This window comes from Klebsiella sp. AqSCr (assembly GCF_008452795.1).
Classification (GTDB): Bacteria; Pseudomonadota; Gammaproteobacteria; order Enterobacterales; family Enterobacteriaceae; genus Klebsiella; species Klebsiella pneumoniae.
On record NZ_MJDM01000044.1, the window covers coordinates 24,849 to 37,597 of the forward strand.

11 protein-coding genes and 1 pseudogene are annotated in these 12,749 nt (G+C 52.1%); 6 read left to right on the forward strand and 6 right to left on the reverse strand.

The window, feature by feature from the left end; genetic code table 11:
* Positions 1-26 precede the first annotated feature (26 nt).
* From BHE81_RS26465 to silC, 5 genes are all read right to left on the reverse strand, one after another.
* Complete coding sequence (locus BHE81_RS26465; protein ID WP_000758228.1) at positions 27-467, reverse strand: DUF411 domain-containing protein; 441 nt, start codon at positions 465-467, stop codon at positions 27-29.
* An 86-nt stretch (positions 468-553) separates the two neighbouring features.
* A complete protein-coding gene (gene silA, locus BHE81_RS26470) occupies positions 554-3,700 on the reverse strand; it encodes a Cu(+)/Ag(+) efflux RND transporter permease subunit SilA (protein ID WP_032414991.1) in 3,147 nt (1,048 codons plus the stop codon).
* Between the two features lie 10 nt (positions 3,701-3,710).
* Positions 3,711-5,003 (reverse strand): Cu(+)/Ag(+) efflux RND transporter periplasmic adaptor subunit SilB, encoded by a 1,293-nt coding sequence (gene silB / locus BHE81_RS26475; protein WP_004098959.1) that lies wholly within the window; start codon positions 5,001-5,003, stop codon positions 3,711-3,713.
* A 113-nt stretch (positions 5,004-5,116) separates the two neighbouring features.
* Positions 5,117-5,470 (reverse strand): cation efflux system protein CusF, encoded by a 354-nt coding sequence (gene cusF, locus BHE81_RS26480; RefSeq protein ID WP_001246153.1) that lies wholly within the window; start codon positions 5,468-5,470, stop codon positions 5,117-5,119.
* A gap of 28 nt (positions 5,471-5,498) precedes the next feature.
* Positions 5,499-6,884, reverse strand: coding sequence for a Cu(+)/Ag(+) efflux RND transporter outer membrane channel SilC (gene silC / locus BHE81_RS26485; protein WP_032414989.1), 1,386 nt, complete (start codon positions 6,882-6,884; stop codon positions 5,499-5,501).
* A 189-nt stretch (positions 6,885-7,073) separates the two neighbouring features.
* On the opposite strand from silC, the gene silR reads away from it, so the two are divergent.
* The 3 genes from silR (at position 7,074) to silE (ending at position 9,904) form a co-directional block, all read left to right on the forward strand.
* The gene (silR, locus tag BHE81_RS26490; RefSeq protein WP_000697969.1) at positions 7,074-7,754 is read left to right on the forward strand and encodes a copper/silver response regulator transcription factor SilR; all 681 of its coding nucleotides are present in this window, start codon (positions 7,074-7,076) and stop codon (positions 7,752-7,754) included.
* Positions 7,747-9,222, forward strand: a complete 1,476-nt coding sequence (gene silS, locus BHE81_RS26495; RefSeq protein WP_000555737.1) for a copper/silver sensor histidine kinase SilS — start codon at positions 7,747-7,749, stop codon at positions 9,220-9,222. The genes silR and silS overlap by 8 nt, the downstream gene beginning before the upstream one ends.
* Positions 9,223-9,472: 250 nt before the next feature.
* Complete coding sequence (silE, locus tag BHE81_RS26500) at positions 9,473-9,904, forward strand: silver-binding protein SilE (protein WP_004178091.1); 432 nt, start codon at positions 9,473-9,475, stop codon at positions 9,902-9,904.
* Positions 9,905-10,199: 295 nt separating this feature from the next.
* On the opposite strand, the pseudogene BHE81_RS29185 reads toward silE, so the two are convergent.
* A pseudogene (locus BHE81_RS29185) lies at positions 10,200-10,334 on the reverse strand (ISL3 family transposase); the annotation flags it as partial.
* A 68-nt stretch (positions 10,335-10,402) separates the two neighbouring features.
* Here BHE81_RS29185 and tnpA point away from each other — a divergent pair.
* Genes tnpA through tnpC form a run of 3 tightly spaced genes read left to right on the forward strand, consistent with a single transcriptional unit; the run spans position 10,403 to position 12,712 of the window.
* On the forward strand, positions 10,403-10,780 hold the full coding sequence (gene tnpA, locus BHE81_RS26505; RefSeq protein WP_004114613.1) for an IS66-like element accessory protein TnpA: 378 nt from the start codon (positions 10,403-10,405) through the stop codon (positions 10,778-10,780).
* Positions 10,777-11,124 (forward strand): IS66 family insertion sequence element accessory protein TnpB, encoded by a 348-nt coding sequence (tnpB, locus tag BHE81_RS26510; RefSeq protein ID WP_004114612.1) that lies wholly within the window; start codon positions 10,777-10,779, stop codon positions 11,122-11,124. The genes tnpA and tnpB overlap by 4 nt, the downstream gene beginning before the upstream one ends.
* A gap of 49 nt (positions 11,125-11,173) precedes the next feature.
* The gene (tnpC, locus tag BHE81_RS26515; RefSeq protein ID WP_016808813.1) at positions 11,174-12,712 is read left to right on the forward strand and encodes an IS66 family transposase; all 1,539 of its coding nucleotides are present in this window, start codon (positions 11,174-11,176) and stop codon (positions 12,710-12,712) included.
* The last annotated feature ends 37 nt before the right edge of the window (positions 12,713-12,749 follow it).

The following is a 12,749-nucleotide window of genomic DNA, read 5'->3' on the forward strand; positions in this document are numbered from 1 at the left end:
CGTCCCGTTATCAGCCGTTCCGCTGACTATTCGATTCGCTGGAAGACTTTTTTACTTCCATCCGGTGAGAATGCGATAACATCGTAAGCCTCTTTTCGGGCTCCCATCTCCATTCCAGGACTTCCTGCTGGCATACCGGGGGTGGCGAGACCGTATATACCCGAACCAGACTGCATTGCCTTATGTATCGTTGTCGCAGGCACATGGCCTTCAATGATCAAATTACCGGCAACCGCGGTATGACAACTTCGTAGTCCTGCAGGAATAGCATGCTTTTCTTTCAGGGCTGACAGCGCCTGATCATTCATGACGTGAGTTCGTACTTCAAACCCGTCTTTTTCCATCGCTTTGCCCCACAGGGAACAACAGCCACAGTTTTCAGATTTGTACATATCAATCACTTTTTCACTCGCCATCGCGGGTAGTGAAAGGCCGAGAGCCAGCGCCATTAGAACCACTTTTTTCATACTCACCTCTGTATATTATCGATATAAACCCTGACGTCAGGGTGAATCAGTAAAGAAGGACACCCACAGGGGGTGCCCTTTCAGGTTCAGGACACGCTTTTTTTATGTCTGCGCAGCCAGATTAATTTGTAGGCGGCAGGAATAATGAACAGGGACAGCAGCGGAGCCGTGATCATCCCACCAATCATGGGTGCCGCAATACGGCTCATGACTTCTGAACCTGCGCCGGTTCCCCAGAGTATTGGCAGCAGACCCGCAATGATCACCGCCACGGTCATGGCTTTCGGCCGGACACGCAGTACGGCACCATGATAGAGGGCTTCATCAAGACCTTCCGGTGTGAACGTCTCTTTACGGGACAATTCCGGGTGCGCTTCAATGGCATGACGCAGATACATCAGCATGACCACGCCAAACTCTGCTGCCACCCCGGCCAGGGCGATAAACCCGGTTCCGGTCGCCACTGACATATGGAAGCCCTGCCAGTACAGGAACCATATTCCGCCAACCAGGGCGAACGGCAGGCTCATCAGGATCAGCAGGGCTTCGTCAACCCGGCGGAATGCCAGATACAACAGGATGAAAATGATCATCACCGTCATCGGCACCATCAGCTTCAGTTTCTTGTTGGCATGCTCAAGCAGTTCAAACTGTCCGGAGAATGCCACACTGGTTCCCGGTCTCAGTTTCACTTTCTCGCTGATGGCCGTCTTAATGTCGTTAACCACCGACACCATGTCCCTGCCGCGGGCATCAACATAAATCCAGCTGGCTGGCCGGGCATTTTCGGTTTTCAGCATGGTTGGTCCGGAAACGACCTTAATATCGGCGACATCGCCCAGCGTGATCTGCTGCTTCATCGGGGTCAGGATCGGCATCTGTTTCAGCGCCTGCGGACTGTTCCGGTAATCCTGCGGGTAGCGAATGTTAATAGGGTACCGGGCCACCCCTTCAACCGTCTCACCCACCATAGCACCTCCGATTGCTGAAGAGACGAACAGCTGGACATCACCTACCGTCATCCCGTAGCGGGAGGCTTTCTCCCGGTTGATATCGATATCGATGTAGCGCCCGCCCTCAAGTCGCTCAGCCAGGACAGACACCACGCCAGGCACGGTTTTGGCTACCGCCTCGATACTCTGCGCCGTCGCGTCGATATCGGACAGAACAGTCCCGGACACTTTGATACCTATCGGGCTTTTGATCCCGGTTGAGAGCATATCAATACGGTTACGGATAGGCGGCACCCAGAGGTTTGCCAGACCCGGTAAACGGACTGTCCTGTCGAGTTCATCAATAATCTTGTCAATTGTCATGCCGGGACGCCACTGATCCTCAGGTTTGAGCTGGATCGTGGTTTCCACCATTTCGAGCGGCGCGGAATCCGTTGCGGTCTCTGCTTTACCGGTCTTGCCAAATACAGAAGCCACTTCAGGAACGCTTTTGATTAACTTGTCTGTTGTCTGCAGGAGCGCTGCAGCTTCTGCCGGAGAGACGCCAGGCAAGGTCGACGGCATATACAGCAGATCGCCCTCGTTAATCTTCGGCAGAAATTCACCGCCCACCTGACTCAGTGGCCAGATAACCGTGAAAATGGACAAGGCCGCAACCAGCAGGGTTGTTTTTGGCCAGTGGAGGACCCGCAGCAGCAAAGGATGATACGCTTTGATCAGCACCCGGTTCAGGGGGTTACTTGTCTCGGCAGGAATTTTCCCCCGGATCCAGAATCCCATCAGAATAGGAATGACGATGATGGCCAGTGCGGCCGCTCCCGCCATGGAGTACGTTTTCGTGAATGCCAGCGGGCCAAACAGACGACCTTCCTGCCCTTCCAGGGTAAAGATAGGAATAAAGGACAGGGTGATGATCAGCAGGCTAATGAACAACGCGGGTCCCACTTCCACGGAGGCGTCGGTAATCACCTTCCAGCGGGTGGCGTTGTCAATCTGCTCACCCGGATGCTGATGATCCCACTCCTCAAGCCGTTTGTGCGCATTTTCAATCATCACAATGGCGGCATCCACCATCGCACCGACGGCAATCGCTATCCCTCCCAGTGACATGATATTGGCGTTCAGTCCCTGGAAGTGCATGACGATAAAGGCGATACACAGGCCAAGCGGCAGAGAGATAATCGCCACCAGGGCAGAACGTACGTGCCACAGGAACAGAGCACAGACGATGGCCACCACGATAAACTCTTCCAGAAGTTTGGAACTGAGGTTATCAATCGCCCGGTCGATTAACTGGCTGCGATCGTAGGTGGTCACGATTTCAACGCCTTCCGGCAGGCTGGCCTTCAGCGTCTCCAGTTTATCCCTCACTGCCGTGATAACGTCGCGCGCATTTTTACCCGACCGCAGGATCACCACGCCGCCAGCGACTTCTCCCTGGCCGTTCAGCTCGGCAATACCACGCCTCATTTCGGGCCCGGTCTGCACGCGGGCAACATCCCGCAGATAAACCGGCACGCCGTTCTCACCTGTTTTCAGGACGATGTTATTAAAATCATCAATGCTCTGAAGATAACCGCTGGCACGGACCATATACTCCGCTTCGGCCATTTCAACGGATGAGCCACCGGCCTCCTGGTTAGACGATTCAAGTGCCTGTTTCACTTCGGGCAGGCTGATACCGTACTGGGACAGTTTTACCGGATTGACCTGAATCTGGTACTGTTTCACCACGCCGCCAACCGAAGCGACCTCAGCCACGTTCGGGATGGTTTTCAGCTCAAATTTCAGGAACCAGTCCTGCAGAGAGCGCAGTTCTGAAAGGTCGTGTTTTCCGTTGCGATCGACAAGGGCATATTCAAAAATCCAGCCCACACCCGTGGCATCAGGACCGATTTCAGAACTCACACCGGCAGGCAGTTTTCCCTGAACCTGATTCAGATATTCCAGCACGCGGGAACGGGCCCAGTACAGATCGGTGCCGTCTTCAAAAATGACATACACATACGAATCCCCGAACTGTGAAAAACCACGCACGGTTTTTGCGCCAGGTACGGACAGCATGGTGGTGGTAAGTGGATAGGTGACCTGGTTTTCTACAATCTGCGGGGCCTGGCCGGGATAGCTGGTTTTGATAATGACCTGCACATCTGACAGGTCAGGCAAGGCATCGACCGGCGTGTTAATAATCGTCCATGTACCCCAGATGCTGAGAAACAGGGCCCCCATCATGACCAGGAAACGGTTGGCGACAGAGCGCCGGATAATCCATTCAATCATCGTCGTCTCCTCAGTGCCCTGAATGCATATTTACAGGCTGGTCAGACATTGCTGGCATACTGCTTTCTGTTTTTTCAGGGTGGCGCATACGTTCCAGCGCGCCCGTAATATTGGCTTCGGAGTCAATGAGGAACAGGCCACTGACCACCACGGTATCGCCTTCATTCAGGCCGGAACCGATGCCGGACTGTTGCTGTGATTCATGCAGAACGTGGATCTGTTTCGGCACAAACTTGCCTTCATCATCAACAGTAATCACGCGCTGTTCTTTGCCGGTATCGATAACGGCCTGGCTTGGTATCAGCAGCATCTCCTGGCTCTTGGTATTCAGTTTCAGATAGGCATTCATGCCCGGCTTGAGAAACTCATCCTTATTAGAAACCTGGAGACGGACCTGAAGCGTACGGGTTGTCTGATCCACGCTGGGAAGAATGTTCCATTTTTCGACATGGAATGTTTTATCCGGATAAGCCGGTACCGAAATTTCAAACTGCGACGTATCTTTCAGCAGATATGCGATAGATTCTGGCACTGCAGCGCTGATCCAGACCGGGTCCATCCCCTGAATCTGAGCCACTACTTTATCTTTCGAAATATTCATGCCGGTGCGCAGGTCAAACGCAGTAATGACACCATCAATAGGTGCTTTAATGGTAAAACGGGTCTGGATTGTGCGGGTTGAACGCAGCCTTTGAATATCCTCTTCCGGCATACCAGCCAGACGAAGTCGCTCCAGAACCCCTTTTATCTGGGTTGACGTACCGCCTGTACCGGATAACAGCAGGAACTCACTTTGTGCCTCAACCCATTCAGGAATGGTGATATCGATAAGCGGAGTGCCTTTCTTCACATGATCGCCAATCGTCAGGGGATACACTTTTTCGACGAAACCGTCAGAGCGCGCCTGCACAATGACAAACTGATACTCGTTGTAACTGACATTAGCCGGGATTGTCTGAGAATAATTCAGCATTCCTCGCGTGACTTTTTGCGTTTTTAATCCCAGATTCTGAACCTGCGTTGGATCGATACGGATCCCGCCACTGCTTTTATCGCCGCTTTCATCAGCATATTTTGGCACCAGGTCCATATCCATAAAGGGCGATTTTCCGGGTTTATCAAATTTGGTATCCGGTTTCATCGGGTCATACCAGAAAAGTACCTTTCGCTCCGGTGCCTTTTGTTCGGTTTGTACTGTTTTTTGTGATGAGTTTACATACTGCCAGGCAGTAACCGATATCAGCCCTCCTGCTATGAGGCTGCTGATAATTATTGCAGCATATTTTATCTTTAAAGAAGCCATACAATTTCTCGCTGAAAAATCAAAACACCTGGCATATGCGCCCGATCATTCATTCACAGTAATCCCTTAATGAATGTTCAGGCGCACTGGATGTATTCGCTCCGGACTGATAATCAGGATTGCGTAACGTTAATGCTTTTGAGTAAGGAGATATTGCCCTGCTGAATAAACGAGAAATCGACATGGTTGCCGGTTTTCAGGGCATTGATAGCGTCGTCTGCATTAACAAAAGTGAAGCGCATGGTCATTGCAGGCCAGCCCACAGCAGGGATTGCTTCGTGCGAAATGGTAATCTTTTTACTATTCATATCAATGTCTTTAACGACACCGGTGCCCTTGATAACCTGCTGTACCGAAGCATCACTGGCAGCATTCATATCGCCATGCTGATGTGTTTCAGCATGAAGACCGGCAGAAAACATGACAGAGAAGGCACCAAATAAAACGGCTTTAAGTGAATTACGCATTTTTAATTTCCTGATTAATTAAATAAATTTACTCTACCCAACCGCCACCCAGCGCGGTAAACAGATTAATTTCGTTAACCTGTCGGGAATAGGTAAGATCGAGAATGGTTTGCTGCGTAGCGAAGAGGGAACGTTCTGCATCCAGCACTTCGATGTAACTGACAGCACCACTTGCATATAATCCTCTGGCACGCTGGAGAGTTATCTGAAGTGAATCAAGATAACGCTGCTGTGACTCAAGTTGCTGGCTAAGGCTGTCGCGCAGCGCAAGCGTGTCGGAAACATCCTTAAAGGCTGACTGAATTTTTTGTTCGTAATTAACCACCGATTGTTGCTGGCGAATTTCAGCCAGCTTCAGATTGGCTTTATTCCTGCCAGCATTAAAAATAGGAATTTCAATTTTAGGGATAAAATTCCACATTCCACTTCCTGACGTAAACAGGCTTGACAGCTCCGTACTGCTTGCGGAAAGACCACTGGTCAGGGTAATGGAGGGGAAAAAGGCCGCTCGCGCTGCGCCAATATTGGCATCAGCCGCTTTCAGCTGATATTCCGCTTCCATAATATCCGGTCGCTGCAGTAAAATTTGTGAAGATAGATTTGGTGGCAATTTTACTGGTGCGATCTCCCCGCCTTTCATCCCTTTTTCTGACGGAAGTGCGCGGTACGTTCCCAGCACCAGTTGCAGGGCATTGTTTGCCTGAGCCAGATCGCCTTCTCGTTTGGCTATTTCGGCGCGGGTACTTTCGATTTGTCCTCTCGCCTGTTCAAGTGCCAGAACGTTCGTACTCCCGGTCACGAGCTGTTGCTCAACGAAAGCATAGGACTGTTCATAATTTTTCAGCGTTTCCCGCGCAATACGGAGTTGTTCGTACGCCAGTTGCTGGCTGAAATAGCTCTGTGAAACGTTGGAGACCAGCAGGATGTGTACGGCCCGACGGGCTTCTTCGCTGGCAAAGTAGTTCTGGCGGTCAGCATCACTCATGTTCTTAAGTTTGCCGAAAAAATCGAGCTCATAGCTGAGCTCCAGTCTCGCGTCGTACTCCTGTGTGGTCGGCTTGTCACCTTTCAGACCACCGCTGTATGTTATCCCGGATGAGGCATTCAGCTGGGGATAACGATCTGCATCCGTGACGTTGAACTGGGCTCGGGCCTCTTCAACCTTCAGGGCAGCCATTCTCAAATCACGGTTATTAGTCAGAGCTTCACCGATCAACCGGGTAACCTGGGGATCGACAAAAAAGTTACGCCAGCCCGTATCCTGATAGCCATTTACCGCTGGCGTCAGGCTGTTATGGGACAGTGAAAACTGCTGGGGTACCGGTGCTGCGGGCCGCTGATATTCAGGCGCAAGCGACACGCAGCCTGCCAGGATGAATATCATGCTAATGCTGAGTAATTTTAATTTGAACATAACGCTTCTCGTCCAGGCAGACCTGGTAAATGGTTCAAATGAAGTCCAGAGTATTGATAGGGGTACTTTACCTAACGCTCTCTGTTTGCCGAGTGACAGGATAATGACAATGTTGTCATTTTTGCTGTAATCCGTTGATAACGATCGTGGGCGCAATAGAATGACATTAGCAGCCAGCCGGGGAGCAAGATGAAAATATTGATCGTCGAAGACGAAATTAAAACAGGTGAATATCTCAGCAAAGGGCTTACAGAGGCAGGGTTCGTAGTGGATCACGCTGATAATGGTCTTACCGGATATCATCTCGCCATGACAGCCGAGTATGATTTAGTCATTCTGGATATCATGCTACCTGATGTGAACGGCTGGGATATCATCCGCATGCTGCGCACTGCCGGAAAGGGTATGCCGGTCTTACTGCTGACAGCCCTCGGCACGATCGAACATAGGGTCAAAGGACTGGAACTGGGTGCGGACGATTATCTGGTTAAACCCTTTGCGTTTGCCGAACTGCTCGCCCGGGTGAGAACCCTTCTGAGGCGGGGAAACACGATGATCACGGAAAGCCAGTTTAAGGTGGCTGACCTCTCGATTGATCTCGTATCCAGAAAAGTCAGTCGCGCCGGAAACCGCATTGTGCTCACCAGTAAAGAGTTCAGCCTGCTGGAATTCTTCATTCGCCATCAGGGAGAGGTTCTTCCCCGCTCCCTGATTGCCTCTCAGGTCTGGGACATGAATTTTGACAGCGACACTAATGCGATCGATGTCGCAGTAAAGCGACTCCGCGCTAAAATAGACAACGATTACGGGACAAAGCTGATCCAGACAGTCCGGGGCGTGGGCTACATGCTGGAGGTCCCGGATGCATAGCAAACCTTCCAGACGCCCTTTCTCACTCGCTCTGCGGCTGACCTTTTTTATCAGCCTGTCCACGATACTGGCTTTTATCGCCTTCACCTGGTTTATGCTGCATTCTGTTGAAAATCATTTTGCCGAGCAGGATGTCAGCGATCTTCAACAAATCAGCACCACACTGAACCGTATACTGCAGTCCCCGGTGGATCCGGATGATAAAAAAATAAGCAAAATAAAGGAATCAATTGCCAGCTACCGCAACGTTGCCCTTTTGCTCCTCAATCCCAGGGGTGAAGTGCTCTTTAGCTCAGCTCAGGGGGCGGCACTACGCCCGGCAGTGAATTCAGCAGATTTTAGCGAGCACAGCCGCGCACGGGATGTCTTTCTCTGGACGGTGGAGGATCCTGCGGGACCGATGGATACCGGGTCCGAAATGAAGATGGAAACATACAGGATTATCGCCTCCTCTGGTCAGGCGATATTTCAGGGCAAACAGCAGAACTATGTCATGCTGACTGGCCTATCCATTAATTTCCATCTCCATTACCTCGATGCGCTGAAAAAGAACCTGATTGCGATTGCCGTCGTGATAAGCCTGTTGATTGTTCTGATCATTCGAATCGCTGTCCGTCAGGGGCACCTGCCCCTTCGTAATGTCAGCAATGCCATTAAAAACATCACCTCCGAGAATCTTGATGCGCGACTGGAACCGACACGCGTTCCCATTGAGCTGGAGCAACTGGTTATCTCGTTCAATCATATGATTGGAAAGATTGAGGATGTCTTTACCCGCCAGGCCAATTTCTCTGCCGATATCGCGCATGAGATCAGAACGCCCATCACCAATCTGGTGACGCAGACTGAAATCGCACTGAGTCAGGATCGAACACAGAGGGAACTTGAGGATGTCCTCTATTCCAGTCTTGAAGAGTATAACCGGATGACCAAAATGGTCAGCGATATGCTGTTCCTGGCACAGGCAGATAATAATCAGCTGATACCTGACAGGGTCATGTTTGACCTCAGAGCGGAAGTCATGAAAGTCTTCGAGTTTTTCGAAGCCTGGGCCGAAGAACGCAATATCACGCTCAAATTTAACGGGATGCCCTGCCTGGTTGAGGGAGATCCACAAATGTTCAGAAGGGCGATCAATAATCTGTTATCCAATGCCCTGCGTTATACCCCGGAGGGACAGGCAATCACCGTCTCAATAAGAGAGCAGGAGAGCTTTTTTGACCTTGTGATTGAAAATCCGGGGAAACCGATCCCTGAAGAACATTTATCAAGGCTGTTTGACCGTTTTTATCGGGTGGATCCATCCAGACAACGAAAAGGAGAAGGCAGCGGCATCGGCCTTGCGATTGTGAAGTCAATCGTGGAAGCACATCACGGAAGAGTGCAGGTGGAATCAGACGTACGCTCCACGCGTTTTATCTTATCCGTGCCCAGACTGGAGAAAATGATCCCGGAAACCCAATGCTGAAAATAAAGATGTAAATGACAAAGATGTCATTAGCCTGTCATGCAGCAAACAGAAGCCATTCGATATAATTAGTGCAACTTATCAGGAAGGCTGGATTGCTTCATCAATACCCGGCGTCAGAGTACGCCAGGAAATGAATATCCAGCCCTCTTCCGGAGAAATAAACGCTGCCGAACTTGTTTCAGTTATGGAACTGAAAACACCGGTTGTACTTCCCCGGACATCACTAATTCAGAAATGGAGAGTTATCATGAAAAATATCGTATTAGCATCTTTGCTGGGCTTTGGTTTAATTTCATCGGCCTGGGCCACTGAAACCGTGAATATCCATGATCGCGTCAACAATGCACAGGCTCCTGCTCACCAGATGCAGTCTGCTGAGGCTCCTGTCGGGATCCAGGGGACTGCTCCTCGTATGACCGGTATGGACCAGCATGAACAGGCCATTATTGCTCATGAAACCATGACGAACGGCTCGGCGGATGCTCACCAGAAAATGGTGGAAAGTCATCAGAAGATGATGGGAAATAACACGGTATCCACGACCGTCCCGTCAACGTCTTACGCGGCGATGAATGAGCATGAAAGAGCAGCGGTTGCTCATGAATTCATGAATAACGGGCAATCCGGCCCACATCAGGCCATGGCCGAAGCGCACCGCCGCATGATCAATGCAGGCTGAATGCGACGGTAGTATCCGTGCTGTTACCTTTTCCCTGATAGATTTTCCTGAAACAACGTTGCTACATTTTTGCCCCCCGTCAGGGGGCTTTTTTGTCTGACTCAGCTACACTTAACCGGTACCTGTCTGAAAGGAATTATTATATGGGCTATTTGCATTCTAGGGTTGGAATTCATCCATTCTAACCCTTGATTCTTAGTCGGACAAAAAGCTGCTTCTGGTTGGATTTTTCTGTTTTTCACCACCCTGCGAAAATCTAACATTGGTTGGATTCTCAGACGCGCCCTCTCTCGCGTTAATCCAACTCTCCACCTTCTGCCTGCTTCAACAATGTCGGAATGTGCGGTCCATACTCGACCTTGCCTCGTCCTGCTCGAATACCACTGCCAACCTTGCGGGCTTCTTTGTAAGCGTACAGCGTGAACCGTCTGGTCATAATCTGAAGCATCCGACAAAGTGGTGTCCACCAAATAAGTAGTGGGAACCAAAGTGTTAGATATGCAGAAAAATATGACTCCCGGCAGGCGTAAAGGCTGCCCTAATTATTCTCCTGAGTTTAAACAGCAACTCGTTGCTGCCTCCTGCGAACCCGGGATATCCATCTCAAAACTGGCGCTTGAAAATGGCATTAATGCCAATCTGCTCTTTAAATGGCGCCAGCAGTGGCGCGAGGGAAAGCTGCTATTACCTTCCTCTGAGAGTCCTCAGTTACTTCCTGTGACTCTCGATGCCACCGCCGTACAACCAGAACCGCCCGCTGAGGACTCAGAGCTCAGCATCTGCTGTGAGGTAACGTTCCGGCACGGGACACTCCGCCTCAACGGCACTGTCAGCGAAAAGCTTCTGACTCTGCTGATACAGGAACTGAAGCGATGATCCCGCTACCAACAGGCACCAAAATCTGGCTGGTTGCCGGTATTACCGATATGAGAAACGGCTTCAACGGGCTGGCTGCAAAAGTGCAGACGGCGCTGAAAGACGAACCGATGTCCGGCCATGTCTTCATCTTCCGGGGCCGCAGCGGCAGTCAGGTTAAACTTCTGTGGTCCACCGGCGACGGGCTGTGCCTGCTGACCAAACGGCTGGAGCGCGGGCGCTTCGCCTGGCCGTCAGCTCGCGATGGCAAAGTGTTCCTGACCCCGGCGCAGCTGGCAATGCTGCTGGAAGGCATCGACTGGCGACAGCCGAAGCGGTTGCTGACCTCCCTGACCATGCTGTAGGCTTCTTTATCCTGGTTGTCGCAGAATAAGCCTGGTAAAATGCTGGCTTATGAATGACATCTCTTCTGACGACATCCTTCTGCTGAAACAGCGCCTTGCCGAACAGGAAGCGCTGAACCGTGCCCTGCTGGAAAAGCTGGCAGACCGGGAGCGCGAAATAGACCATCTGCAGGCGCAGCTGGATAAACTTCGCCGGATGAACTTCGGCAGCCGTTCCGAAAAAGTCTCCCGCCGTATCGCACAAATGGAAGCCGATCTGAACCGGCTTCAGAAAGAGAGCGATACGCTGACCGGTCGGGTGGATGACCCGGCAGTACAGCGCACTCTGCGTCAGACCCGCACCCGCAAACCGTTCCCCGAATCACTCCCCCGCGATGAAAAACGCCTGCGGCCAGCGGGTTCCTGCTGCCCGGAGTGTGGTGGTGCGCTGAGTTACCTGGGTGAGGATGCCGCTGAACAGCTGGAGCTGATGCGCAGCGCCTTCCGGGTGATCCGGACCGTACGGGAAAAACATGCCTGCACAAAATGTGATGCCATCGTGCAGGCCCCCGCGCCTTCGCGCCCCATTGAGCGGGGTATCGCCGGACCGGGGCTGATGGCCCGCGTGCTGACCTCAAAGTATGCAGAGCACACACCGCTGTATCGTCAGTCTGAAATATACGGTCGCCAGGGCGTGGAACTGAGCCGTTCACTGCTGTCGGGCTGGGTGGATGCATGCTGCCGGCTGCTGTCCCCGCTGGAGGAGGCGCTTCAGGACTATGTCCTGACTGACGGTAAACTCCATGCCGATGATACCCCGGTCCAGGTGCTGTTGCCGGGCAATAAGAAGACGAAGACCGGGCGGTTGTGGACGTATGTTCGTGATGACCGCAACGCCGGGTCAGCGCTGGCACCGGCGGTGTGGTTCGCCTACAGCCCCGACAGAAAAGGCATCCATCCGCAGACCCATCTTGCGGGGTTCAGCGGTGTGCTACAGGCGGATGCGTACGCCGGGTTCAACGAGCTGTACCGCGATGGCCGGATAACGGAAGCCGCCTGCTGGGCTCACGCCCGCCGTAAAATCCACGATGTGCACGTTCGCACGCCGTCAGCCCTGACGGAGGAAGCCCTGAAGCGTATCGGCGAACTGTATGCCGTGGAGGCGGAAATAAGAGGAATGCTGGCGGAACAACGGCTTGCTGAACGTCAGCGGAAAACGAAACCGCTGCTTAGTACCCTGGAAAGCTGGTTGCGTGAAAAAATGAAAACGCTGTCGCGACACTCGGAGCTGGCAAAGGCGTTCACGTACACCCTGAACCAGTGGCCGGCCCTGACGTACTATGCAGAAAACGGCTGGGCCGAAGCCGATAATAACATCGCTGAAAATGCGCTGCGGATGGTCAGTCTGGGTCGTAAAAACTGGTTGTTCTTCGGCTCAGACCACGGTGGTGAGCGGGGAGCGTTGCTGTACAGTCTGATCGGGACGTGCAAACTGAACGGCGTGGATCCAGAAAGCTACCTTCGCCATGTCCTTGACGTCATAGCTGACTGGCCGGTCAACCGGGTCAGCGAGCTGCTACCCTGGCGCATCACACTGCCAACTGAATAACACATCCCCGTCAATACGGTTCTCGCTGTACGCTTAC